The following is a 24,290-nucleotide window of genomic DNA, read 5'->3' on the forward strand; positions in this document are numbered from 1 at the left end:
GCACGATGGCGCAACCGGCCCGGTCGCGTCATCCTGAAAGCTTTCCCGCTTGCGCAGATCCGCGCGGATCGCGAACGTGCCGATTTCTCAGCAGAAATGACGACGCCCCGTGAAACCCGAGCCATTGATCACCAACGACGCCGTCACCCTCGGTCTGTTGTCGGCGCTGCTGGGCGTGGTGTTTTACACCGCCCATAGCGCGCATCCGTTCTGGCGCCGGTTTTACGCCTACGTGCCAGCCCTGCTGCTGTGCTACTTCCTGCCGGCGCTGTTCAACTCGCTGGGGGTGATCGATGGTGAGCACTCACAGCTCTACGTCGTGGCCTCGCGCTACCTGCTCCCGGCGACGCTGGTGCTGCTGACACTGTCGATCGATCTGCCTGCCATCCTGCGCCTCGGCCCCAAGGCGCTGGCGCTGTTTCTGACCGGCACCCTGGGCGTGATCGTGGGCGGACCGCTGGCTCTACTGATCTGGCAATCCCTTGCGCCCGGGGTCGTCGCCGGCGAGGTCTGGCGCGGCATGGCCACGGTCGCCGGCAGCTGGATCGGCGGCAGCGCCAATCAGGCGGCGATGAAGGAAGTGTTTGCGGTCGACAACAATCTGTTCGGCATGATGGTCGCCGTCGATGTCATCGTTGCCAATCTGTGGATGGCGGTGCTGCTCTACCTCGCCGGGCGTTCGCAGACCCTCGATGCGCGGCGCGGGGTGGACACCTCGGCATTACAGGCCTTGCGCACGCGCATGGAGCGCTTCGAGGCCGAGCATGCCCGCATCCCCCAATTACCGGATCTGATCTTCATGCTCGCGCTGGCCTTCGGCGCCACCGGGCTTGCGCATGCGCTGGCCACGCCGCTTGCGGCCTTCTTCGATGCGCAAGGGGCCTGGGCGCAGCGCTTGAGCCTGGCCAGCCCGTTTTTCTGGATCGTCGTGCTGGCGACGAGTTTCGGTCTTCTGCTGTCGTTCACCGGCGCACGCCGACTCGAAGGCGCCGGTGCCTCCAAGATCGGCAGTGCGCTGCTGTATGTGCTGATTGCGAGCATCGGCATGCACATGGATCTGCGCGCGATTCTCACCAATCCGGGGCTGTTCGGAGTCGGCCTGACCTGGATTGCGATCCACGCCGCCCTGCTGATCGCCGTCGCCCGACTGCTCAAGGCTCCGGTGTTCTACCTCGCGATCGGCAGTCAGGCCAACATCGGCGGCGCCGCGAGCGCACCGGTCGTCGCCAGCGCGTTCCATCCGTCGCTGGCGCCGGTCGGCGTGCTGCTCGCCGTGCTCGGCTATGCGCTGGGCACCTATGGCGGCTGGGTGTGTGGCCAGTTGCTGCGTCTGGTCGCGGAGTAAATCCGCGCGCATCAATCTTACGGCGGCGCAAAGCGCAGGTGTCGATCGAGAAAATCGAGCGCGTGCTCGCGGGCCGCACCGGGCCAGAAAAAACCGGCGATGTGCCCGCGCCAGCCCAACCATTCGAGGGCGTGATCGACGCCAGCGGATGCCAGCGCCGCCTGCATGCGCCGGGGATGCTCGGAAGACACGATCCAGTCCCAGCGCGCGTGGTAGAGAAACATCGGCGGCGCATTTGCATCCACCTGATGCAGCGGAGAAGCGGCACGATAGCGCTCCGGCATCTGCTCGAGCGTGCCGCCCAAGAATCGCTGTACCAGGGGGCTGTCGGCGGCCGCGACCAGATCGGCGGGCAAGCCCCCGGCGACGACGGCGCGCACGCGCGGCGTTTCGGTGGTCAGCGCCGCCAGCGCGGCAAGGTGCGCACCGGCGGAATACCCCCAGGCACCGATGCGCTGCGCATCCAGACCCAGCGCCGGTGCTTGTGCCTGCAGCCATTCCAGGGCCAGGCGCACGTCATCGAGCTGCGCCGGAAAAATGTAGGCAGGGACGAGCCGGTAGTCGATCGAAAAAGCGGCATAACCGCGCGCCTGCAAGTCGGCGGCAAACGCATGCATGTGCGTGCGCTTGCCGCTGCGCCAGCCACCACCGTGGATCAGCAGCACGACCGGGCAGGCGGTGCAGGACGCAGGCCGGTACAGATCGCCCGATAGCGGCTGCGGCCACTCCGGCGGCGTGAACACATACGTCTGAGGCTGCGCCGCACGCCCCGCCGCCGGCAGCAACCCCAACACCCACACCAGTCCGGCCAGCACATTGCGCCATTGGGTTGTCATCGATCCATCCCTTCTCACACAGTGCCTGCGGGATACGTAGCGCCACCGCGCCTTGGATGCATCACGCCGTCAGCGCGTAATCGGCGGCAAGCCCGGCGAACACCGCCAGACCGAACCAGTTGTTGTGCAAGAAGGCGCGGAAGCAGGCCTGCGGCTCACGCGTGCGCGTGAGGTACTGCTCATACAGCGCGCATCCGGCCGCCACGGCGATACCGCCGAAATACAGCGCGCCACGACCCGTGATCCAACCGAGACAGATGAGGAGCAGCAGCGCCGCACCGTGCAGCACACCGATCACCAGCCGATCGTATCGGCCAAACAGGATCGCCGAGGATTTCACGCCGATTTTCAGATCGTCGGCGCGGTCGGCCATCGCATAAAACGTGTCGTAGGCGATGACCCAGCACATATTCGCGGCCATCAGCAGCGCCACTTCGTTCCAGGCGATGGTGTGCCGCACCGCGGCGTAGGCCATCGGAATGCCCCACGAGAACGCCACGCCCAAAACCGCCTGCGGCAGGCTGATCCAGCGCTTGGTGAACGGATAAACCGCGGCGAGAATCACCGCCGGCAGCGCCAGCAGCAGCGCCAGCGTGTTCTTCAGCGAGGTCAGCAAACCAAAGGCGATCAGCGCAACCGCAACGGACAGGCGCACCGCTTCTTCCGGCGTCACCCGGCCGGCGGCGAGCGGACGGTCGCGGGTACGGGCGACGTGTGGATCGAAATCGCGGTCGGCGAAATCGTTGATCGCGCAGCCGGCGGAGCGCATCAGCACGGTCCCGGCGACGAACACGAACAGCACGTGCGCATCGGGCACTCCGCCGGCTGCGAACCACAAGCCCCACAGCGTCGGCCACAGCAGCAGGTAAATGCCGATGGGGCGGTCAAGCCGCATCAGCACGAGGTAGTCGCGGAATTTGTCGGTGAGCGCGGTCATCGTCATGGCGCGCAAGCTTAGCCGGCGCACAAGACGGCTGCAGCGCCAGCGGCCTTGCCCGCGACCTGCGGCCTTCAGACCTGGGCGTAGCGCTCCGGATCACCGACCCAGCGTCGGATCAGGCGCTGCGCGAGCGCCGGATGATGGATGAGCCAGTCGTCGGCGAGGCGCTGCAGATCCGCAAGCAGCGCGGCATCGCGCACCGGATCGGCGAGTCTCATGCCGATTTCCCCGGTCTGGCGGCGGCCGAGCAGCTCGCCCGGTCCGCGTAGTTCGAGATCACGCTGCGCGATCGCAAATCCGTCGGTCGTCGCCCGCAGCGTTTCCAGGCGCGCACGCGCCATCTCGCCGAGCGGCGACTGGTACAGCAGGACACACTGGCTCTGGCCTGCACCGCGTCCGACGCGGCCGCGCAGCTGGTGTAACTGTGCCAACCCCAGGCGCTCGGCATTGTCGATCACCATGATGCTGGCATTGGGCACATCGACGCCGACTTCGATCACCGTCGTCGCGACGAGCAACTGCGTCGCACCTTCTTTGAACGCGCGCATCTGCGCGTCTTTTTCTTCCGGCCTCATGCGCCCATGCACGAGACCGATGCGCAGTTGCGGCAGTTCTTCGCGCAGACGGGCGGCCGTCGCCGCCGCTGCCTCGGCGTTGAGCTCCTCGGACTGCTCGATCAGCGTGCACACCCAGTAGGCCTGACGCCCCTGCCGGCAAGCCTCGCCGATGCGCATCACAACCTCATCACGACGCGCGTTGGACAACACCACCGTCGTCACCGGCGTACGCCCCGGCGGCAACTCGTCGATGACCGAGACGTCGAGATCGGCATAAATCGTCTGCGCGAGCGTGCGCGGAATCGGCGTCGCCGACATGATCAACTGGTGCGGCGCGAGGTGACCCGCCTTGTCACGCAGGGCCAAGCGCTGCTGCACACCGAACCGGTGCTGCTCGTCAACGACGGTCAGCGCCAGGCGTGCGTAGTCAACGCCCTCCTGCAGCAAGGCATGCGTGCCCACCGCAATCGCCGGCCGTTGCGCGGCGAGCGCGGCGATCACGTGCGCGCGCTCGCGCTTCTTCACGCGCTGCGACAGAAACAGCGGCGCAATCCCAAGCGGCGCAAACCAGGCCGTGAGCGTGCGCAGGTGCTGCTCGGCGAGCAGTTCGGTCGGCGCGACGAGCACGGCCTGCAGGCCGTCGCGGTAGGCGGCGAGCAGGGCGGCGGCGGCGATCACGGTCTTGCCGCTGCCCACATCGCCTTGCACGAGACGCAGCATCGGCCGGCTGCTGGCGAGATCCTGCGCGACCTCGTCGAGCACGCGGCGCTGCGCCGCCGTCGGCGCGAACGGCAGCACACCCAGCAGCTCGGCGATCGCCGCCTGCGGGCGGCGGATCACCGGGGCCGGCCTGGATTTCAGATGCGCGCGCAGCAAGCGCATGCCGAGCTGATGGGCGAGCAACTCCTCGCGCGCGAGACGCCGCTGCGCCGGGTGTGTGTGTGCAAGCAGCGCCTCGGCGTCGGCAGCGGTGGATGGATGATGGATGATGCGCAGCGCTTCGAGCGTCGCCGGGCCATCGACGCCCGGCAGGGGGGTCAGCAGATCGGCATCGGTCGCGGCGATTTCGAGCGCGCGGTCGATGAGCGCGCGCAGGCGCGACTGGGTGATGCCCGTGGTGAGCGGGTAAACCGGCGTCAGATCGGCATCCGGTTGCAAGACCTCGGCGGCATCGGCGATCCGGTACTGCGGATGGACCATCTCCGGCCCGCCAGGACCGGCACGCACGGTGCCATAAGCCTGCACCCAGCGACCGACTGCGAAAGCCTGCCTCTGCGCTTCGTTGAAATGAAAGAAGCGCAGCAGCAAGCCACCGCTGCCGTCGTCGAGGACGACGCGCAACGTGCGCCGGCCGGCGATGCGCACCTCAGCCGCGACGATACGGCCGCGGACCAGGGCCTCCTCGTCCGGACGCAGATGCGCGAGCGGCGTATGCCGCCGCCGGTCCTCGTAGCGCAACGGCAGATGGAACAACAGGTCGCGCACGCAATGCAGGTCGAGCGCACGCAGACGCTGGGCGATCGCCGGGCCGGCCCCCTTGAGGTAGGCGATCTCGCTGTCGAGCGTGGGCGCAACTGGCCCCCCGCGCGAAAACCGGCGATCAGCCAAGCACCAGAATCCCGTCGGCCTCGATACGCGCCCCGCGCGGCAGGCTGGCAACGCCAATCGCCGCGCGCGCCGGATATGGCTGCGGGAAATACTCAGCCATGATCTCGTTGACCCTGCCAAAGTGGGCCAGATCGGTGAGATAGATATTGAGCTTGACGATACCGCAGAGCGCGCCACCAGCGGCCTCGCAGACCGCCCGAAGATTGCGGAACACCTGATGGATCTCGTCGTCGATCGTGGCGTTGACCAGGGTCATCGTCCGCGGATCGAGGGGGATCTGGCCGGAGAGATAAACCGTGTTGCCACAGACCACGGCCTGCGAATAGGTGCCGATCGCCGGCGGCGCCCGGTCGGTCTGGATGATGCTGCGTGTCATGTCGGCCTCGTATGCGTGCGGGGGATTGCCACCCCGGATCGTTTCGGATTGTTCATGCCCGCCAGACGCGCTCGATCCACTCGATGCGGCGCAGACGGCGCAGCACGCGCGCGAGATGGATGCGGTTCTTCACCGTGATGACGAAGCGCATCTCGACGATCTCGCCGCCGGCGCGGTCTGGCATCTGCACATTCTCGATCGAAGATTCGGCGTTGGAAATCTCGGTCGTGATCCGCGCCAGCAGGCCACGCTTGTTGTGCGCCTTGATCCGCACCTCGGCGAGAAAATCTCCCTGAACCTTCTCCGACCAGGCCAGCGGCACCCAGTCCTGGGGGCGGCCCTTGGCATGCTTGCATTCGATGCGGTGCACGACGATACCCCGGCCTACGCTGACATGGCCGCGGATATCGTCGCCGGGCAGCGGATGGCAGCATCGTGCGTAATCGAGCGCCAGCCCTTCGGTGCCCTCGATCGCCAGCGGTGCGGGTTTGCCCTGCGGCGCATCAGTCTGCTCCTTGGGCAGAAACTGGCGGGCCACTAGCGCGGCGAGCCGCTGACCGCTGCCGATCGCGGCGTACAGCTCTTCGACATCGGTGAAATGATGGGCCGCCAGCACCGGAGCGAGCCGCTGCTCATCCTTGAGCACGCTGGATGGAATCGACAGCTCGCGCAGCGCGATTTCAAGAAGCCGCCGGCCGAGCCGCACGGCCTCGTCCTCGTGCTGCTGACGCAGGTAGTTGCGTATCGCCGAGCGCGCCTTGGCGGTCTTGACGAAATTGAGCCAGGCCGCGTTCGGGCGCGCATGGCGCGCAGTGATGATCTCGACAGTCTGGCCGTTGTGCAGGACCGTGTTCAGCGGCTCGAGCACGCCATCGACGCGCGCGGCGACACAATGATCGCCGAGCTCGGAATGCACCGCGTAGGCAAAATCCACCGGCGTGGCGCCCTTGGGCAGGCGGCGGATCTCGCCCTTGGGTGTGAATACGTAAACCTCGTCCGGAAACAGATCGATCTTGACGTGCTCGATGAAATCCATCGGGCTGGCGCCACCGAAATCGTTGAACAGTCCGGCAACCCATTCGTGCGCGCGTGCCTGCGGGGCTCCGGCGCCGTCGCGTGCGCCCTGCTTGTATTGCCAGTGCGCGGCGATCCCGCTCTCGGCGACATGGTGCATGTCGCGCGTGCGGATCTGCACTTCGATCTTGTGGCCGCCAGGACCGATGCAGGCGGTATGTAGAGACTGATAGCCATTGGACTTGGGATTGGCGATGTAGTCGTCGAATTGCTGCGGCACCGGCTTGTAGACGTGATGCACGACCCCGAGCGCACGGTAACAGTCGTCCACCTTGGAGACGATGACGCGGAAGCCCAAGAGATCCATGACCTTGAGCAGTTTGAGCTTCTTGCGCCGCATCTTCTGGTAGATGCTGTAGATGTTCTTCTGCCGGCCGACGACGCCCGCCCCGATGCCCTCCTCGCGCAGCGCCACCGACAGCCGCTGCTCGACCTCGCGGATGACCTTCTTGGCATCGCCGAGCTGTGCGCTCACCGCCTGCTGCAACACCGCGTAGCGCTTTGGATACAGCGCGGCGAAGGCCAGATCCTCGAGCTCGGTGCGCATCGAGTAGATGCCGAGCCGCTGCGCGATCGGCGCGTAGATCTCGAGTGTCTCGCGTGCGATGCGGTGCCGCTTCTCCGGCGCGACGTGCGCGAGCGTGCGCATGTTGTGCAGCCGGTCGGCGAGCTTGATCAGGATCACGCGCAGATCCTTGGTCATCGCGAGCAACAGCTTGCGGAAGCTCTCCGCCTGCTGCTCCGCGCGCGTACGGCCCTCGACGCGGGTCACCTTGCTCACACCATCGACCAGTTCGGCGACATCGGCGCCAAACTCGAGCGCGAGCGACTCCTTGGACACACCGGTATCCTCGATGACGTCGTGCAGGATGGCTGCGATCAGCGTGGTGTGGTCGAGCCGCATCTCGGCCAGCGTGCGCGCCACTGCCAGCGGGTGATACACATACGGCTCGCCTGACGTGCGGTGCTGGCCTTCGTGCACGCTGGTGGCGAACTCGGCGGCGCGGCGCACTTCGGCCACCTGCTTGTCGGGCAGATAGGTCTCGAGCACACGACACAGCGCGTCGATGCCGAACGCGCGCTCGACACGCTGCGTGCGGATCGCGTTGCTCAGCCGCTGGATCACCGACATGTCCATGCCGCCAGTATAGGCCTGCGCTCGCGCACACCGGGGGCGGGCTTGCCCCCGGCACGGCGGTCTGCGAAGCTGCGCGCCCCATGCGTCCCGCTACCCGCCCGTTGGCCTGGATCGGCATCCTCGTGCTGCTCGTGCAGCTGTGGGTGCCGTCCGTGCACGCCACGGCCTATGCCCAGCGCCACGGCAACGCGCTGGCCTACGCCATCTGCGGCAGCGGTTCGCCGGCGCTGCAGGCGCTGCTGCTCGCCCGCCTGCCAGACGAGGTCAAACGAGCGCTCGATGACCGGACCACCGCCACCCCGCTGGCAGACTGCGCGCTGTGCGCTGCGGTTCATGGCAGCCCGGCCGCCGGCGTACCGGCGGTGCCGGCCATCGTGCCCCGACCCGCAGCGCCGGCCGCGGTCATCCCAGCGATATCCGCCAACCTTGGCGCATCACCGGTCCTGACGCCGCCGGCCCGCGGCCCTCCGACTCCAGGCTGAACGTGTAGCCCTGCGGCATGCCTGCGTGCCGCAGCTTCCCGTCACAGCGGCCGTTTCTTTCGGCCATATCAGGAGTCTTCCGATGATTTGGATGCATCCGCTGCGCGCGGCGGCCTGCGCGAGCCTGGTCGTGCTCGCCGCCAGCCCGCCCGCGCAGGCTTGTTCGACCTGTAAATGCGGTGACTACAGCATCACCCTGCTCGGCACCGAAAAACCCTACGCCGGGCGGCTGCGCGGCGCACTGGACGTGCTCGTGCGCAGCGAAACCCAGGGGCGCGGCGCCAGCGCCCGCGAAACCGACGAATGGCGCAATACGCTCGGCTTTTCCTACAGCCTCAGCGAGACGCTCATCCTCGGCGCGCAATGGCCGTGGGTACGCAAGCGCATCCGCGACGCCAATCTTGCCGAGCTGGAAGCGCAAGGCTGGGGCGATGCGGATCTGGTCGCGTGGTGGTCGCCCTACCGCAGCGGTGATCCGAGCCTCAAGCAGATTGCCGGCCTGCGCTTCGGTCTGCGCGTTCCCACCGGCGAGGAGATCGCACGCAACGGCAGCGCGCTCGACATCGATGTCCAGCCCGACGCTGGTGCGCTCGCACCCAATCTCGGTGCCTGGTATCGCTACTACCGCTTCCCGTGGCTGCTCAGCGTCTCCGGCACTTATTACTTCTACGGCGAGGGACGGCAGAACTTCGATCCCGGCGATGCGGCGACGGCCTCGCTGCTCGGCCAATACGCGATCGACCCCAACTGGGCCATCCAGCTCGGGCTCGATCTGCGGCATGCGCAGCGCAACCGCTTCGATGGCACGCCCGATGCGGACTCGGGCGGCACGCTGGGCATGGTCTACACCGGCATCGCCGCGCGCTTTTTACAGGAGCTGTCGGTTAGCGCCGGCGCGCAGCTGCCGGTGATCGAAAACCTCCATGGCGCACAGGATGAAGACGCCGTGCTGCGCCTGTCTTTGGCTTACGACTTTCGTTGAGGAATGGGACGATGAAACGTTTGTTCTTGTTCGGCAGCGCGCTGCTGCTCAGCGCCTGCGGCAGCGGCGACAGCCGCGACGGCATCCACGCCGAGGTCTCGGCGCTGCATCACACCCACGATGCCGCGATGACGACGGCGCATACCGCGAACTACGCGCCGAAGCACTCGACATCCAATTACAAGACTTTCCGCCGCGAGGACGGCATGCGCATCGACCTGCAGCGCGGATTGCTGGGTATAAGCCCGGTGGCGCTCGAACCTTGCGGCATCCATGCCGCTGCGCTGGTTCGCAAAATCGCGGATGCCTTACTGCCGGCTGCGCATGCGCATGGTGGCGAAACACACGATACCGGTGACTTTATCGACGTCCTCGAACCCGATCTGAACACCATCGTCGATCTCGGATCGCTGCCTGCGGAACCGGGCGAATACTGCGGTCTTGTCGTCGAGCTGCTGCCAGCGCCCGCCGGCACGCAGATCGGAACAGACGATGGACCACTCGATATCGGCGGACAGTCAATCGTCGTCTCGCCGTGCTATTACCCGAATACGGTCGGCGTTCCCGAGCTGCCGGCAGAGCGCACGGCAGACAATGCGCCGCTGTTTGCGCACGAGTGCATCGATGCCGCCTATGGCGGACCTGCGCTGCGCACGACGCTTGCCTTCGAGACGCCCGTTACCCTGAACGGCGAACATCGTCATCTCGAAGTCACCGTCGGCGTGATCTACGACCGCTGGTTCGAGGGCATCGCAATGGACCGTCTGGCCAGCGATACCGCCGAGCAGGGCCGGTTCGCGCAGCAGGTGCTCGCGAGCCTGCACGTGCACGCCGTCGGCGATCACGCCGACTGACCCACCGGCGCCACGGAAGCGGTCGGCGCCTGGTGTGCCGGCCGCTTCCGATCAAAAGCCGTTTCAAAAGCCGTTGCGATAGCCGTAAAAGCGCGCGCTGTCGCCGGAGAGTGGCAGCGCGACGCCGGCTTCGAACTCGACCCCCACCAGCCGCGGCACGCGGATCCGCAAACCCAGCCCCAGACTCCAGTGCACGGTGGTATCCAGATCATCGGCATCGTCGTAGACATTGCCGGCCTCGATGCTGGCCACAAAACGCAGCCAATCCCAACCGAAGGGGCGCAGATAACTCAAGGTCGCCAAGTAATAGGCGCCACCCGCGAAACTGTTGCGCGCATAACCGCGCAGTCCCTGGGTGCCGCCGAGCGAGAACGGCGGAATCTCCTGACGTCCGCCATGGGCGCTGCCGAGCTTGAGGCCATATTCGAGCGTCTGATGGGGGACCTCGCCCAGGGCGAGCGCGCGGCGGTATTCGGCGGTCAGCCGGGTGTAGCTGTAATCCGACAGCAGATGCTGATCGGCGATCTCGTAGCGCAGACCTAAAACCGTGCCCTCCTCGCTGAACACATAATCGTGCTCGTCGCGGTAGCCGAGCAGGGCGACCAGCGCGTACGTATCGCCCCACGGCGCCGGCGCATCCTCGCCCGCGGTCCGCTGGCTGCGCCAGAGCAACCCGCCGCCCGCGCTCCAGCCCTGGCTCGCTGCGCCGCGCTCGCCAAACTTGCGCGTCGCGAGCAACTGCAGCTCATCGATGGTTTCGTCATACGACACGGCAGCGCCATCGAGCAGCGTGACCGGGGTCGTCGTCTGTGAAATCTTGAAACTGAGCGTGTACGGCGTCCCCCATGCGAACGGGGCCTGGTAACTGACCAGATAGCCGAGCTGACGGCCACGCCCGCGTTCGCGCCGATCGGCGCTGCTGACGAGCGCGCGCAGACCGTGATTGAGACCGAACACATTGTTCCAGCGCAGCTCGGCGCCTATCGAATCCTGCCCGTCGCTGTTCGCGGACAGGCGCGGATACGCCAGCACATACCATTTCTCGCGCACCACGAACACCACGCGCACACCGTCATCGAGCGGTTCCTGCACGGCATCGACCATACGGAACAAACCGAGATCGAGGATCGCCTGGCGGCTGCTCTCGATCAGCGCAGGGTCGGCGGCATCGCCGGCGCGCAGGGGAATCTCGCGCAGCATCACCTCGGGCTGGGTCACCGCATTGCCGCGAAATGCGATCTCGCGCACCACGGGCAGGTCATCGGCACGCGCCACCCCGCTGCCGGCGAGCATCGCCAGCAACAAGGCCACACCGAACAAAACGGCAATCTGACCGCCCCCGGACTGTGCCGGCGCGACCGCGGCGGGACCCGCCGGTCGTCCCAGCATCGGCCCCGCCAGGGCATGCGCCACACTCCAGGCGATGAATGCGCTCCAGAGGTCATGGGAAGGGAAATGCGCGCCACGCAGCCATTGCAGCAGGGCAAAACTCAGCCCCAGCATGAGCGCCGCGACAAAAGCCGCACCGGCCCCGGGGCGACCACGCCGGCGCAGCAGCACGGACAGCGCCAGCAGCGCGAACGCACCAGAAGAATGGCCGCCGGGGAAGCAGCGGCCGCCACCGCCATCCCGCGGATCGAAGAGATGCCGGTAGGGTCGTTCGCCGCCATAGCCGGCGAGATCCCAGGGGCAGTCGAGCGCGGTCACCTGCTTGAGTCCACCGACGGTGGCCGTGGTGAGCGCGATGCAGGCCAGCAGATAGAGCGCGTCGCGGCGCAGCGGGCGCAGACGCGGTCGCACAAAGCCGCCGACGAACACGGCGAGCGCGGCCGATGCGACCAGCACGATGAATCCGGTCTGTCCCCGATGCAGCACGGTCTGCGCCCAGAACGCACGGCGGGCGGGGAACTCCCCGCGCGCGGGATCGAAGAAATGATCGAGCAGCCAGCGGTCGAAGCCTGCGTAGGCAGACAGCAGCGCGAGCACCGCCAGCGCCAATGCGACCGGCAGGTAGGCGCCGGCCAGATCGGCGAGCACCGACGCAGGCACCGCACCATGCGAATGGCGACGCACTCGTCCCCCGCCTAGCGGTAGCGCCGTTCGGTGAACTGCGTGTAGGCCGTCTGGTAATAGGCGATCGCCAGATCGATCAGCGCCGGATCGTCGGCAATCGGCGCAAAACGCGTCGTTTCCGGCCCCGGCGCGCCCGGCAGGCGCGTATAACGCTGGCAGTGCGCCGTCTTGCGCAGGCCGAGGATGCACAGCCGGTCGCCCTGCAGCGCGGCGACATCGTGGTTGTGATTGAACAGCAGCGTGCGCGGCTCGCCCTCGGGCCAGGCGAGCACGTTCTGCCCGAAGAACGGCGCCTCATAGGCCAGGCCGAGCAATCCGAGCACCGTGGGGGCGACGTCGATCTGACTCGTCGGCGTATCGACACGCCGCGGAGCCAGATGTGCCGGCGCGTAGAACAGCAGAGGGATCTCGTAGGTGTTGAGCGGCAGATCGGCTCGGCCATAGACGCGCGCACCGTGGTCGGCGACGATCACGAACAAGGTGTCGCGGAACCAGGGCTTGCGTGCCGCCATGCGGATGAAGCGGCCGAGGGCATGGTCGGCGTAGCGGACACCGGCCAGGCGCCCGCCCCCTTGAGGCGGCACCCCGGGCACGCCTTCCGGAAAAGTGAACGGCTTGTGATTCGACGCGCTCATGATCACCGCGAAGAACGGCCGGCCATCGGCGGCGCGCGCATCGAACCAGTCGAGCGCATTGTCCAGCAGATCCTCGTCGGACACACCCCAGATGTTGGCGAACCGCGGTTTGGGCATGCGCGCGCGATCGAGGATCGCAAAGCCATTGCTGCCGAAGTAGTGATTCATGTTGTCGAACGCGCCGTAGCCACCGTAGAGGAAGCTCGACTGATACCCGAGGCGATTCATGACCTTGCCCCAGGTCGCGATGTCCTCGTTGCCGGGGCGCTTGACGATCGATTCGCTCGGAATCGGTGGCAGCGAGGCAGTCAGCGCTTCGAGGCCGCGCACGGTGCGCGTGCCGGTGGCGTAGGCACGGGTGAACAGCACACCGTCCTGCGCCAGGCGGTCGAACTCCGGCGTCAACCCGCGTCGGTCGCCATAGGCACCGACGAACTCCGCACCCAAGGATTCTTCGACCAGCACGACGACGTTGAGCCGGCCGAGCCCTGCCGGATTGGCATTGTGACGGCGCGTGAGATCGCCATGCGGCAGATCGACGAAGCTCCCACCGCCGCGGCCCAGATCGGCGACGAGACGGTCGAACATCACCTGCGCATCGCCAGTGCGGTAAAAAGACGGATAGTCGATGTGATTGGTGCGCAGCGCCGAGAAGAAACGCGCCGGACCATTGGCAGCAAGCTCATTGGCGAGGCGATCGCCGAACACATCCAACGTATTGGCCGTCCACAGCACCGCCATTGCTGCCGTCAATGCGCCATGCACGAGCAGAGCAACCATCCGCTGCCGCCATTGCGGCGCTGGCGCTGAGGCCTCGACGAACAGATACGGCCTGAGCGCGAAAACGATCAGCGCCGCGGCAAGCGCGATCGCGGTCAAGACCGGACCGACCGGATAACTCTCATCGATGTTGCCGATCACCTCGGTCGGATAGATCAGATAATCGACGGCGACCAGATTGAACCGCGAATCGAATTCCTCGAAGAAAAAGTACTCGGCGGCTCCGATGAATAACATGCCGGCGACGATCATCCATGCGACGGCGGCGAAGACAGACCGGCGCTGCGGCAGCCACGGAGCCAAGCCGAGCAACAGCGACACCGGCAGGAACAGATACACAGCTTGCGCAAGATCGTTGACCACGCCGAGCCCGCAAATCGCCGGCAATTCCGCAATCGACACACCGCCGGCGCGCCCGAACGCCCACCAGAGCAGCAGCCGCACACCAGCGCAGAGCGCAAGATAAACCCCGACCAGGGTGGCGAGCGGGCGCAGCCAGCGCCAGGATGCGGCGGCGCCGCCTCCCGTGCGGACGGCGCTGCGCGCCGGCCAGGGCAGGGCAGTCGTCGTTTCCATGCAGTCATTCCTCTCGTCGATGCCCACACTCGGGCTGTACGGGAACAACGGCACGCAAGGCCGATGCCGGCGCCGGGCATCGCGCCATCAATCACTCAAGCCGCTGAAAACAAAAAGAGATTTACGCCATCACCAAGGCCGTCGGGGGAGACGGCGGCGCTGCAAATCCTGCGCGGCTGCAAAAATTGCAGACGTTTGCTGCAGGGCGCGGCAACGCTGGCCGGCACGCCGGCACATGCCTCGGTCGCCACCTCATCACCATGGGCGCCGATGCGGCCTTCACGGACAGGCCGGCAGTGGCGCCTGCGGCGGCCGGATACGCCCTTGGGCATCCAGGGTCAGCACCACGCGCAAACCCTCGCCGAGCCAGCAATGGCCGAGATAGCCGATCGCCTGCGGCGTGGCGCGCACGAAGCGCGCCACGGCCTCCTCGGAAGCGAGCACATGGGGCGGCAATACGCCGTGGAAATATTGCGCGTTCCAGTACTCGTCGAGTGCCTCTGGGAGCTGTCCCAGGATTGCGACCGAAAAGCGTCGGCGCAGGGGATGGTCCGGCGGCAGGTTGACCGGCTGGATGCGCGCCCCATCGCGCCAGTACAGCCGGCGTCGCTTGTAAATCTGCGCGAGCATTTCGGCATCGAGCCGGCCGGTATCGACCGCCGGGTGCACGACGACGGCGATGACCGCATCCTCCGCCCGCGCAGCCGGCAGCAGCAGCGCACAGACGAGCGCACCGGCACACCACCACCGGCTGCGACGCATCAGAACAGCACCGCCACCGACGCACGCACGGTATCGTCGCGCCCCATGCGGTCGTCGGTCATCCGCGCATATTCGGCCTTGAGCGCAAACGCCGGCAATGGCCGAAAGGTGAGCCCGGCGAGATACCGATTGATGTCGTGCGCGGCGTTGGAAGCATGGAAGTTCTCGTAGCGCGCGACTGCGAACAGCCGTGCCGACAGCGGCGCCACCGCCTGCAGATAATGGCCATGCTCGTCGATCTGGTCCTCGCCGAAATCGCGCGTGCGGTAAGCCAGCTCGCCGGACAATTCATACCGCCGCCACGCCCACCGGAAATCCAGACCGTAGAGCGTCTTGCGGTCCGGCGTGCTTTCCTGCTCGAAGCTCGCAAAGGAAATGCCGAACTGGGTGTCCGGCAGCAAGGACGTGGCCAGGCGCAGCCCCAAAGCTTCGCGGAACGTATCGATGTCCTTGGCGGCAAACAATTCCTCGCCGGGCGATACGTACAGCGCGTATTCGATGCCATCCGCCGTCCACGGCAGTACGCCGTGGACCATCGCGCCGGTGGCATTGGTCGGAAACGTGGCCTCGGTGATCAGCGGACGTGAAGTCGTCCAGGTCAGCGGCGCGGCATGAATCAGATTCCAGCGCCCGATCGGCGTCAGAAATTTACCGAGGCGCAGCTGCCATCGATCGCCGTAGGCGTAATCGACGTGAAACCGCTCGAGCACGGGCGTCGCCGTATCGGTGGTCGTGTCACCCGGCTGCACCACGAGTCCGTCTTCGAGCTCCAGCTCCATCAGGAAACGCCAGCGCCCGCCGCCGTCCCACCACAGAATGCCGCTCAAGGCATTGAGCGCGAGCCGCCAGGGCTGCTCGCCGTCACGGCTGGCGTAGGCAGCTTCTGCATAGCCACCGAGATTAAAGCCGCTGTCGCCGAGCCGGTAACCGAGCCCGAGCCCTTCGCGCAAACCTGCGAGCGCCGGATCCGGCACCGGCGGCTGCGCCGGTGCGAGCGCGGCCTGGAGCAGGCCCAGCGCCATGACCAGCCCTCGCACCCCCATCGCCTTCGATCGCCCGTTCACACGCTGCCCTGGTTGACGCGGTCCTGCTCCGCTGCGGGGTATTCTAGGATGGCCATGTATCCGCATCGCAGCATCCCCACCACGCGCACGTGAGCATCCGCCGCATCCTGCTGCTCACGCTGCTGCTCGTCAGCCTGCTGCCGGCCACGTTGCTGACCGCGCTCGCCTTTGGCCGCACGCGCGCAGCGATGCTCGCCGAGATCGAAAGCGGCGTCCTGCGCTCGGCGGCAGCCATTGCCGAGGACGTCGAGCGGCTGATCCTCGAGCGTGTGTTCGACGCCAGCACGTGGAATCACCTCGAGGTCATGCAGGACCTACGCCTGAACGACGTCGACAAACGCCTGTCCGCGTTTCTTGCGGAAATGAAGCGCCGTCATGGCGGGCTCTATCTGGGCCTGCACGCCAGCGCACCCGACGGTCGGATCGTCGCCAGCAGCGAACCCGCCCTGCTCGGCACACCTCTGCCGCCGCAACAGCCGTGGCGATCGATCCGGCTCGCTGGCAGCGAGATCCACATCGAACGTCCGCAGAACACGGACACGGGCCTGCGCCTGCGGCTGCGCTGCGCCATCGATTCGGCGTTCGCCGACGGCCGGATCGGCGATCTCGTCCTCGACGTGAACGGCGCGCTGCTGGAAGACGCGCTCGACCGCGTCGCCACCGCGGACCGACAATTGCTGCTGCTCGATACCGACGGCCGCGTGCTCGCCGCCTCGCACGCCCTGCGCGCCCGCGGCGTCGGTCTGGGCAGCGCACTCCCCGGCTGGTCCGTGGGCACTGCCGGCAGCGCCGTGCAGACACGCGACGGCGCTCCGCTGATGCCGGCCGAAGTCATCGCCGGCCAGCACCGCGTCGAGCGCATCGGCGACTTTGCCGGCCTGGGCTGGACCGTGCTGCTCCTGCAGTCACGCGCGACCGCGCTGGCGCCGGTACGGCACATGGCCTGGACTTTCGCCGGCCTGCTCGCGGCCATGGCCGTGGCCATCGTCGTCGCCGCGGGCTGGCTGGCCGCGGTCATCTCCCGCCCGGTGGTCGCGCTGACCGAGTACGTGCGTCACTACACACAGCCCGGCGCGCTGCCGGACGCCCCGCCGGCCGGGCCGGGCGAGATCGGCGAGCTGACCCGCAGCTTCACGCAGATGGTCGAGACCCTGCACCGCTCGCAGCAGTCGCTGGTACAGGCCTCCAGGCTCGCCGCGCTCGGCGAGATCACCGCGCTGCTCGCGCACGAGATCCGCACACCGCTGGGCATCCTGCGCTCGGCGGCACAGACGCTGCGCGCGGAATCCGGGCTTTCGTCCGAAACCCGCGAGCTGCTCGGCATCATCGAGACCGAGACCGCGCGGCTCAACCGCCTCGTCGGCTCCATGCTCGACAGCGCGCGCACGCGTCCACCCCAGTTCGCCGCCACCGACGTGCACGCATTGATCGCGCACACCCACACCCTGCTCGCCGCGCAGATCCGCAATCGCGGCATCTCGTTGACATTGCGGTGCGCGGCACGCCGGCACGTCGTCGAATGCGACGCCGAGCAGATTACGCAGGTCTTGCTCAATCTGGTGATGAACGCGCTGCAGGTGTTGCCACGCGGCGGTCATGTAGAGGTGGCGACGCGGGATGAAGCCTCGCGCCTGGTCATCGACATCGGCGACGATGGCCCGGGGATCGCACCGGAGGACCGCGAATTGATCTTCGAACCCTTTGTCTTCCGCCGCGAGGGCGGCATGGGGCTCGGACTCGCCGTCGTGCGCCGTATCCTGCGCCAGCACGGCGGAGATGTCGTCGCCGACCGCAGCCCCCTGGGCGGCGCATTGTTCCGCGTCTGGCTGCCGGCACGGGAGTCGATCGCATGAAAGACATCCGCGTACTCGTCGTCGATGACGAACCCAACATGCGCCGCGTGCTCGAGATCATGCTCGCGCGCCGCGGGTACAAGACGATCAGCGCCGCCGACGGCCGCGAGGCCTTCTCGCTGCTGCAATCCGCGCCGGTGGACCTGGTCATCAGCGATCTGCGCATGCCCGGGATGAATGGCATCGAACTGCTGCGCAAGCTGCGGGAAAGCGGCAGCGATGTGCCGCTGATCATGATCACCGCCCACGGCAGCATCGAAAGTGCGGTCGAGGCGATGCGGCTCGGCGCCTGCGATTACCTGCTGCGGCCGTTCGACACGGAAACCCTGGATCTCTCAATCAGCCGGGTCTTCAGCGTCCGCGACGTGATCCAGCAGAAGGACTATCTGCGCGAGCAGATCGAGCACGCCTGGGAGGGGCTGATCGGCACCAGCGCGGCGATGCAGGCGGTGCGCACCCAGATCGAACGGGTTGCGCCGACCCGCGCCGCAGTGCTGCTCACCGGCGAGACCGGCACCGGCAAGGAAGTGGTCGCCCGCGCGATCCACCGCGCCTCGGATCGCCGCGAGCGCCTGTTCGTGCCGGTCAACTGTGCCGCGATCCCCGCGGACATGCTGGAAAGCGAGCTGTTCGGTTTCGAGAAAGGCGCATTCACCGGCGCCGTGCGCCGGCACATCGGCAAATTCGAGCTCGCCGATGGCGGCACGCTGTTCCTCGACGAAATCACCGAGATGCCGGTTGCCCTGCAGGCCAAGCTGCTGCGCGTGCTGCAGGATGGCGTCATCGAACGCCTGGGTGGTGATCGCGCGCTTTCCCTCGATGTGCGCATCATCGCCGCCAGCAACCGCTCGCCCGTGCAGGCGATCCGCGAGGGCCACCTGCGCGAGGATGTGTACTACCGGCTCAATGTCTTTACGATCGAACTGCCGCCGCTGCGCGCGCGCCGCGAGGACATTCCGGCGCTCGTGCGGCATTTCATCGCACTGCATGCGGGGGCGCGCCCGACGCGCGCCGTGCCGACGATCACGCCGCAGGCCCTGGACCTTCTGCAGCGTTACGACTGGCCGGGCAATGTGCGCGAACTCGGGAACATGATCGAGCGCGCGCTGATTCTGAGCGGCGGACGCACCCTGGAGGCATCACACTTTCCGCTCGATGTGCCACCACGCGCGCCGCCGGCGGCTTCAGCTCATGCCCCCGTTCAGGATCTGCGCCTGGAGCCGGCGGTGGAAGCGTTGGAGAAACAACTGCTCACGCAGGCCCTGCGCGAATCCGGCGGCAACAAGGCGCGCGCCGCGCAACTGCTGCAGATCAGCGAACGCTCGGTCTGGTACAAGCTGAAGAAGTACGGCATCGGCGACGCCTGACCGCGCACGGCCGGGCAGCCGCGCCAGAACGAACGTTGCCCGCGCACCGGCGATCCACGCGCCCTCAGCGGCGGCGCAGACAAGCGCCGAAAAAACCATCGGTCCCGTGCACGTGCGGATACAGCCTGAGACGGCGACCGGGCAGCGCGATCCCCTGCGCGGCGAGCACCGCACCGGCATCCTCTTCGAGGAAATCCGGATGGCGGGCGCAGAAACGCTCGACCACGGCGTCGTTCTCGGCGCGCAACAGACTGCAGGTCGCATAGACCAGACGGCCGCCCGGACGGACGAGCCGTGCGGCCCGCGCGAGGATCTCGTACTGCTGGCGCGCCAGTGCATCGAGATCGAGCGCCTTCAGCCGCGCCTCTGGCTGGCGGCGCCAGGTTCCCGTGCCCGAGCATGGTGCATCGACGAGCACGGCGTCGAAATCCGCAACCCGCACCTGTGCCGCATCGACCGGCAGCAGGCTCACGATGCGCACACCGGCGCGCTGCAGGCGTGGTTTCAAGCGTTCGAGCCGGCCGACGTCGATATCCATCGCGACGAGCGTGCCGCGATCCTGCATCTGCGCAGCGAGCGCGAGCGTCTTGCCGCCCGCACCGGCGCAGTAATCGACAATGCGTTCGCCCGGACGTGCGGCTACGAGCAGCGCGAGCAACTGGCTGCCCTCGTCCTGCGGCTCGATCCAGCCGTCACGGTAGGCCGTGAGCGCCGTCAGCGAAACCCGCCGGTGCAGGCGCAGCCCCAGCGGCGCGTAGGGCGTCGGCATCGCCGCGAGTCCTGATGCGGCGAGCGCACGCTGCGCTTGCTCGCGCGTGGCCCTGAGCGCGTTGACGCGCAGATCCACCGGCGCTTGCCGTTGCAGATCCTGCGCCAGGGCAGCCGCCGCGTCCGCGCCCAGCTCGGCCTGCCAGTACGCATAGATCGCGTCGGGAACGTTGTAGCGCTCTGCCGGCGTCAGCGCTGCCGGATCGAACACGCGCAGACGGTGCGCCATGGCCTCGGCGCCGGCGAAACCCAGCGCCGCGAGATGCGGCACATCGGCATACCCCGACTCCAGGGCCTGCAGCGCGCACAGCGCATTTGCGTCACTGCACCCGGCGATGCGCTGCAGGCGCCGCAGATCGCGCAGCACGCCATAGACGAGTGCAGTCACGGCGGCGCGGTCGCGGCTGCCCATGTTGCGCTGCTCGCGAAACGCCGCGTGCAGCCGATGATCGGCAGCCGCACCTGCGCGCAGCACCGCCTCGAGCGTCGCACACGCCAGGCGCCACTGCGGTGGATACAGACGCCGCGCGCTCATTGCTTCACCCGGATTCGGGGGCATGACCGTTCGTCGGCTCGTGCCCACAAGCTATTGTGGCTTGACAAATCAAATGACACTATGAGTCGTGGTTGGCGGACTGTAGACACAGGGTTTACGGAGCCGACCGCTTTGCGCAATCAGGAGGTCATCATGGCTGCCAAGAAAGCGACCAAAAAAGCGGCGAAGAAAACCAAGAAGAAGTAAGTCTAGCCCCCGCGAAAAGCTGTATCGATTGCGCGGCGGTTCCACTCGGGACTGCCGCTTTTTTGTCGTGCTAGATTCGCCGCCACGCACCGATGGAGACATCGCAGGATGAACGCACGACTCGCGCTGATCGTCGACGACTCTCGATCCGCCCGCTTCGCACTGCGCAAGCAGCTCGAACACCATGCCTTCAAGGTCGAAGCCGTCGAAAGTGCGCGTGCGGCCTATCAGTGGCTCGCTGCGCAGACACCGGACCTGATTTTTCTCGACCACGTCATGCCCGGAGAGGATGGATTCGAGGCCCTGCGCCACATCAAGGCGAACCCGCGCACGGCGGCGATTCCAGTGGTGATCTGCTCGTCCAACGAGGGCGGCAGCTTCGTCGCCGAAGCGCGCAGCCAGGGCGCCGCCGACGTGCTGCAGAAACCGCCGTCGCCGGAGTAGCTGCAACGTGTGCTGCAACAGCTCGAAGCCGTACTCGCCACACCGATCGCGAAAACGGCGGTGGCGGCTGCGAATACACAGACTGGCGGCAGCGTGCCCGATCGCGTCGCATCGCCAGCGGTGGCGCAGACCCCTGCGGTCGTCACCCGCGCGCCGTCGCCGGATCGCGATGATCGCATCGCCGGACTGATGGCCCGGCTCGCCGCGCTGGAGCAGCGCCACAGCGCCGATCTCGCCGCGCTCGAAGCGCGCCTCGCCGCGGCGGAGCAGCGCCACAGCGCCGATCTCGCCGCGCTCAATGCGCGCCTCACGGCGCTGGAGCAGCGCCACAACGCCGATCTCGCCGCGCTGGAAGCGCAGCACAAGACCCTCGAAGCCTTCAAGAAGGCCTACGAACAGGACTGCGAGACACTGCGCCGCCACTTCGACACCGCCCTCGAGGCCGGCATCCGCCGCGCGCGCGAGCAGGCATCCGCCGACATCCGCGCAACGCTGCTGCGCGCGCTGGTTCGGCGGAATGACGGCGGACGCGCCTTCAGCGCGAGGAAAGCAGCGCGGCCAACAGCAGTGCCCAGCCGGCAATCAAGAGCACGCCGCCGAACGGCGTGACCACGCCCCAGGCGCGCACGCCGCTCAAGCACAGGACATAAAGACTGCCCGAGAACAGCAGCACGCCGACGGCGAAACACACCGCCGCGGCGTACAGCAGACCCGATTCCGCCGACCGCAGCAGCACGCCGACCAGCACGAGAGCGAGCGCGTGATACATCTGGTACTCGACCGCGGTCTTCCATACCGACAGCAGCCCCTCCGGCAGTTGACCGCGCAGCGCATGTGCGCCGAATGCGCCGAGTGCGACGCCGAGCAGGCCATAGACGGCGCCCAGGGCGGGCCACAGGGCGCTCATGACCGGGCCTCGGCGACCCTGAACGCGATGCCGGCGCGCATCAGCCGTTCGATCAGCGCATTGCCCATCGCCTGCACCGGCGTGATCACGCCGCAGGTCTTGGCCAGCCGGTCGCGCGCAAGACACAGCGCCGACTCCGCAAGCATCTTGGAAGTCTCGCCATAGCCTGGATCACCGCCGCTGACTTCGCAGCGCACGCGTTTGCCGCCGCCTTCTCCGAGAAACGTCACCTTGAACCAGCCGCGGGCGCGGGCCGAGGGACTCGGCCCCTCGCCGCTGTCCAGCAGCGCGAGCAGACGCTCGCGGGTGGGCTTGAACTGACTGCCGACGAGCACGATGCCGGCACCGCCGACGAGCTGCAGCAGGGTGGAGAGCTTCTTTACCTGCAGGAAGTGACCGTAGCGGAAATCGGGGCCGTAGCGCGCGATCGCCGCTGCGCTGCGGCGCACGATCTGCGGGTCGATCGTCGGCATCGGAAGCGTCCAGGTGCCCAGCTCCTCGACGTAGCGCACGCCGTGGTGGATCGCGCCGATGTGCCGATCCAGCGGCAACCCTTCCTCTCGGCGCCGCTCGCGGCGGACTTTCGCATACTCACCCAGACGCGAGAGTGCCGTGACTGCAGAATGCAGCGTGCCGCCGGAAAACCGCCCGCCGGCGCGCACAAAGCCCTGCACCCGCAGCGGCACGTCTTCCGGCAGCTGCTGCACGGTGAACCAGCAGCCGAGATCGTGTGGAATGCTGTCGAAGCCGCAGCAGTGGACGATGCGCGCCCCGCTGGCACGGGCGCGGTCGTGGTAGCGCAGCCACATGCGATCGACGAACTCGGGCTCCCCGGTCAGATCGACGTAATCGGTTCCGGTGGCGGCACAGGCGGCGACCAGCGGTTCGCCGTAGCGAATGTAAGGACCGACCGTGGTGATCACCACCTTGGCCGATTCGGCCAGACGCTGCATCGATGCGGCATCGCCGACCTCGGCCTGGAGCAGCGGCAGCGTGCGGCAGTGCGCCGCGATATCGGTCAAGCGCGCGCGCACGACCTTGAGCTTGTCGAGATTGCGCCCTGCCAATGCCCAGCGCAGATCCGCCCCGGCATGGCGGGCGAGGTATTCCGCCGTGAGCTGGCCGGTATAGCCGGTCGCTCCGAACAGCACGATCTCGTATTCGCGCGTCTTGCCCATGTTTTCAGTTCCTGTCGGCGGCGTGGATGATAGTGGACGCTCAAGGATCGAAGCCACGCCGCCCGGTGCGGATCTCGCTGACCCGGCCGTTTTCGAGAACGACGATGCGCAGCAGTTGGTTGGCACCGAAGTTGTACACCCATTCCTCGCGGTACACCGGTGTCCCGGTGACGTAGTCATCGCGCAGATCGTAGGGACGATCCCAGATCTCCGGCCTTGCGTACCGCAGCACGTAATCGGCGTAGCGCGTCAGTGGCTCGCCGCAGAAGGCCAGCAGGCGGTATTTGCTCATCCCCGGGCGGATCTCGCCGTGACCGCAACCCTGACCCTGCCGCGGCGCAAAGCCGTAACCCTCCGACTCGATGCGATCGAGCCGGCCATTGCGAAAGCGCAGAATCCGCAGCAGCTGGCTGGAGCCGCGGTTGTACGTCCATTCCTCGGTCGGCGCCAGGTAGCCGTAACCGTAAGCGCCGGGCGGCGGCCAGACGTCCCGGAAATCCGGCTCGCCGCAGATCGCCAGCACCTCGGCCGCGAACATGCCCTCGCTGACCAGACGCGAACCACAGCGCATCGAGCCGGCCGCATCGACCGGCGCCGGGACGCCGATGGCGCAGAGCCACAACAGCAGGGCGGCGAAAGAACGCATGCATCCTCGCAGGCGCAAAGCTGCCATCATTATCGGCCGCACACAGCGCCGTATGTCCACCTCCCGATCGTTGCATGCACCATCGCCCGCCGCACCCGGCACGATCGGCGCGACTGTGGCCGCACACCGATCCGACGCAGTGCACCGGGCGCGGGAATGGTAGGCTAGGGCAGCCTCTGGCCTGCGCGGCGATGGTCCCATGCGGTGCACGCTGCATCCCGCGCGCATCGTCCCACAGCGATCCCCCACACACGGTGAACCCGCGCACACGCCCGCGGTCTATCGCATATTCCCGAGCTTTCA

General features: G+C 67.2%; 21 protein-coding genes. 8 read left to right on the forward strand and 13 right to left on the reverse strand.

Annotated elements, in window-relative coordinates; translation table 11 throughout:
• The first annotated feature begins 109 nt into the window (after positions 1–109).
• Complete coding sequence (locus BMZ48_RS10430; RefSeq protein ID WP_091534831.1) at positions 110–1,345, forward strand: DUF819 family protein; 1,236 nt, start codon at positions 110–112, stop codon at positions 1,343–1,345.
• A 17-nt stretch (positions 1,346–1,362) separates the two neighbouring features.
• Here BMZ48_RS10430 and BMZ48_RS10435 read toward each other — a convergent pair whose 3' ends face one another.
• The 5 genes from BMZ48_RS10435 to BMZ48_RS10455 form a co-directional block, all read right to left on the reverse strand.
• The gene (locus tag BMZ48_RS10435; protein ID WP_091534833.1) at positions 1,363–2,181 is read right to left on the reverse strand and encodes an alpha/beta hydrolase; all 819 of its coding nucleotides are present in this window, start codon (positions 2,179–2,181) and stop codon (positions 1,363–1,365) included.
• A gap of 61 nt (positions 2,182–2,242) precedes the next feature.
• A complete protein-coding gene (gene ubiA, locus BMZ48_RS10440; protein WP_234981611.1) occupies positions 2,243–3,124 on the reverse strand; it encodes a 4-hydroxybenzoate octaprenyltransferase in 882 nt (293 codons plus the stop codon).
• 68 nt (positions 3,125–3,192) lie between these two features.
• On the reverse strand, positions 3,193–5,286 hold the full coding sequence (gene recG / locus BMZ48_RS10445) for an ATP-dependent DNA helicase RecG (protein WP_091534834.1): 2,094 nt from the start codon (positions 5,284–5,286) through the stop codon (positions 3,193–3,195).
• A complete protein-coding gene (locus BMZ48_RS10450) occupies positions 5,279–5,662 on the reverse strand; it encodes a RidA family protein (RefSeq protein ID WP_091534836.1) in 384 nt (127 codons plus the stop codon). The genes recG and BMZ48_RS10450 overlap by 8 nt, the downstream gene beginning before the upstream one ends.
• 52 nt (positions 5,663–5,714) lie before the next feature.
• Entirely contained in the window at positions 5,715–7,874 is a 2,160-nt protein-coding gene (locus BMZ48_RS10455; protein WP_091534837.1) for a RelA/SpoT family protein, read from the reverse strand.
• Positions 7,875–7,954: 80 nt separating this feature from the next.
• On the opposite strand from BMZ48_RS10455, the gene BMZ48_RS10460 reads away from it, so the two are divergent.
• The 3 genes from BMZ48_RS10460 to BMZ48_RS10470 all read left to right on the forward strand — a co-directional run bounded on the left by BMZ48_RS10460 (position 7,955) and on the right by BMZ48_RS10470 (position 10,192).
• Positions 7,955–8,356: a DUF2946 family protein gene (locus tag BMZ48_RS10460; protein WP_143383683.1), complete on the forward strand. Its 402-nt coding sequence runs from the start codon at positions 7,955–7,957 to the stop codon at positions 8,354–8,356.
• Between the two features lie 82 nt (positions 8,357–8,438).
• Entirely contained in the window at positions 8,439–9,338 is a 900-nt protein-coding gene (locus tag BMZ48_RS10465; protein WP_091534841.1) for a hypothetical protein, read from the forward strand.
• A gap of 11 nt (positions 9,339–9,349) precedes the next feature.
• A complete protein-coding gene (locus BMZ48_RS10470) occupies positions 9,350–10,192 on the forward strand; it encodes a hypothetical protein (protein ID WP_091534842.1) in 843 nt (280 codons plus the stop codon).
• Between the two features lie 63 nt (positions 10,193–10,255).
• Here the strand turns inward: BMZ48_RS10470 and BMZ48_RS10475 are convergent, their stop codons facing one another.
• From BMZ48_RS10475 to BMZ48_RS10490, 4 genes are all read right to left on the reverse strand, one after another.
• On the reverse strand, positions 10,256–12,265 hold the full coding sequence (locus tag BMZ48_RS10475) for a BamA/TamA family outer membrane protein (RefSeq protein WP_143383684.1): 2,010 nt from the start codon (positions 12,263–12,265) through the stop codon (positions 10,256–10,258).
• A gap of 11 nt (positions 12,266–12,276) precedes the next feature.
• Positions 12,277–14,256 (reverse strand): LTA synthase family protein, encoded by a 1,980-nt coding sequence (locus BMZ48_RS10480; RefSeq protein ID WP_091534845.1) that lies wholly within the window; start codon positions 14,254–14,256, stop codon positions 12,277–12,279.
• Positions 14,257–14,535: 279 nt separating this feature from the next.
• Positions 14,536–15,018, reverse strand: coding sequence for a type 2 periplasmic-binding domain-containing protein (locus BMZ48_RS10485; protein WP_091534847.1), 483 nt, complete (start codon positions 15,016–15,018; stop codon positions 14,536–14,538).
• The gene (locus BMZ48_RS10490; RefSeq protein ID WP_143383685.1) at positions 15,018–16,082 is read right to left on the reverse strand and encodes a porin; all 1,065 of its coding nucleotides are present in this window, start codon (positions 16,080–16,082) and stop codon (positions 15,018–15,020) included. The genes BMZ48_RS10485 and BMZ48_RS10490 overlap by 1 nt, the downstream gene beginning before the upstream one ends.
• A gap of 89 nt (positions 16,083–16,171) precedes the next feature.
• Between BMZ48_RS10490 and BMZ48_RS10495 the strand changes: the two genes are divergently transcribed.
• A complete protein-coding gene (locus tag BMZ48_RS10495) occupies positions 16,172–17,935 on the forward strand; it encodes an ATP-binding protein (RefSeq protein WP_091534850.1) in 1,764 nt (587 codons plus the stop codon).
• The gene (locus BMZ48_RS10500) at positions 17,932–19,302 is read left to right on the forward strand and encodes a sigma-54-dependent transcriptional regulator (protein ID WP_091534852.1); all 1,371 of its coding nucleotides are present in this window, start codon (positions 17,932–17,934) and stop codon (positions 19,300–19,302) included. The genes BMZ48_RS10495 and BMZ48_RS10500 overlap by 4 nt, the downstream gene beginning before the upstream one ends.
• A gap of 64 nt (positions 19,303–19,366) precedes the next feature.
• Here BMZ48_RS10500 and BMZ48_RS10505 read toward each other — a convergent pair whose 3' ends face one another.
• Positions 19,367–20,605, reverse strand: coding sequence for an RsmB/NOP family class I SAM-dependent RNA methyltransferase (locus BMZ48_RS10505; protein ID WP_159431155.1), 1,239 nt, complete (start codon positions 20,603–20,605; stop codon positions 19,367–19,369).
• A gap of 315 nt (positions 20,606–20,920) precedes the next feature.
• Between BMZ48_RS10505 and BMZ48_RS10510 the strand changes: the two genes are divergently transcribed.
• Together BMZ48_RS10510 and BMZ48_RS10515 are read left to right on the forward strand one after the other, a co-directional pair.
• Positions 20,921–21,256, forward strand: coding sequence for a response regulator (locus tag BMZ48_RS10510; RefSeq protein WP_091534855.1), 336 nt, complete (start codon positions 20,921–20,923; stop codon positions 21,254–21,256).
• Positions 21,257–21,265: 9 nt separating this feature from the next.
• A complete protein-coding gene (locus BMZ48_RS10515) occupies positions 21,266–21,865 on the forward strand; it encodes a hypothetical protein (protein ID WP_091534856.1) in 600 nt (199 codons plus the stop codon).
• Here BMZ48_RS10515 and BMZ48_RS10520 read toward each other — a convergent pair.
• The 3 genes from BMZ48_RS10520 to BMZ48_RS10530 are packed head-to-tail and all read right to left on the reverse strand — an operon-like array spanning position 21,792 to position 23,987.
• Positions 21,792–22,163, reverse strand: a complete 372-nt coding sequence (locus tag BMZ48_RS10520; protein ID WP_091534858.1) for a DUF423 domain-containing protein — start codon at positions 22,161–22,163, stop codon at positions 21,792–21,794. The genes BMZ48_RS10515 and BMZ48_RS10520 overlap by 74 nt on opposite strands.
• Positions 22,160–23,341: a saccharopine dehydrogenase family protein gene (locus tag BMZ48_RS10525; protein WP_091534860.1), complete on the reverse strand. Its 1,182-nt coding sequence runs from the start codon at positions 23,339–23,341 to the stop codon at positions 22,160–22,162. Before BMZ48_RS10525 ends, BMZ48_RS10520 begins: the two co-directional genes overlap by 4 nt.
• A gap of 40 nt (positions 23,342–23,381) precedes the next feature.
• Positions 23,382–23,987, reverse strand: coding sequence for a DUF2845 domain-containing protein (locus BMZ48_RS10530; protein ID WP_091534863.1), 606 nt, complete (start codon positions 23,985–23,987; stop codon positions 23,382–23,384).
• Positions 23,988–24,290: the final 303 nt, after the last annotated feature.

The sequence above is a fragment of the Fontimonas thermophila genome (assembly GCF_900113085.1).
GTDB classification, from domain to species: domain Bacteria; phylum Pseudomonadota; class Gammaproteobacteria; order Nevskiales; family Nevskiaceae; genus Solimonas; species Solimonas thermophila.

Excerpts from the sequence above, each read along its gene's own strand:
- BMZ48_RS10435 (WP_091534833.1), bottom strand. The coding sequence starts at position 2,181 with ATGACAACCCAATGGCGCAATGTGCTGGCCGGACTGGTGTGGGTGTTG.
- ubiA (WP_234981611.1), bottom strand. The coding sequence starts at position 3,124 with ATGACGATGACCGCGCTCACCGACAAATTCCGCGACTACCTCGTGCTG.
- BMZ48_RS10450 (WP_091534836.1), bottom strand. The coding sequence starts at position 5,662 with ATGACACGCAGCATCATCCAGACCGACCGGGCGCCGCCGGCGATCGGC.
- BMZ48_RS10455 (WP_091534837.1), bottom strand. The coding sequence starts at position 7,874 with ATGGACATGTCGGTGATCCAGCGGCTGAGCAACGCGATCCGCACGCAG.
- BMZ48_RS10460 (WP_143383683.1), top strand. The coding sequence starts at position 7,955 with ATGCGTCCCGCTACCCGCCCGTTGGCCTGGATCGGCATCCTCGTGCTG.
- BMZ48_RS10465 (WP_091534841.1), top strand. The coding sequence starts at position 8,439 with ATGATTTGGATGCATCCGCTGCGCGCGGCGGCCTGCGCGAGCCTGGTC.
- BMZ48_RS10470 (WP_091534842.1), top strand. The coding sequence starts at position 9,350 with ATGAAACGTTTGTTCTTGTTCGGCAGCGCGCTGCTGCTCAGCGCCTGC.
- BMZ48_RS10480 (WP_091534845.1), bottom strand. The coding sequence starts at position 14,256 with ATGGAAACGACGACTGCCCTGCCCTGGCCGGCGCGCAGCGCCGTCCGC.
- BMZ48_RS10485 (WP_091534847.1), bottom strand. The coding sequence starts at position 15,018 with ATGCGTCGCAGCCGGTGGTGGTGTGCCGGTGCGCTCGTCTGTGCGCTG.
- BMZ48_RS10500 (WP_091534852.1), top strand. The coding sequence starts at position 17,932 with ATGAAAGACATCCGCGTACTCGTCGTCGATGACGAACCCAACATGCGC.
- BMZ48_RS10505 (WP_159431155.1), bottom strand. The coding sequence starts at position 20,605 with ATGAGCGCGCGGCGTCTGTATCCACCGCAGTGGCGCCTGGCGTGTGCG.
- BMZ48_RS10510 (WP_091534855.1), top strand. The coding sequence starts at position 20,921 with ATGAACGCACGACTCGCGCTGATCGTCGACGACTCTCGATCCGCCCGC.
- BMZ48_RS10520 (WP_091534858.1), bottom strand. The coding sequence starts at position 22,163 with ATGAGCGCCCTGTGGCCCGCCCTGGGCGCCGTCTATGGCCTGCTCGGC.
- BMZ48_RS10525 (WP_091534860.1), bottom strand. The coding sequence starts at position 23,341 with ATGGGCAAGACGCGCGAATACGAGATCGTGCTGTTCGGAGCGACCGGC.
- BMZ48_RS10530 (WP_091534863.1), bottom strand. The coding sequence starts at position 23,987 with ATGCGTTCTTTCGCCGCCCTGCTGTTGTGGCTCTGCGCCATCGGCGTC.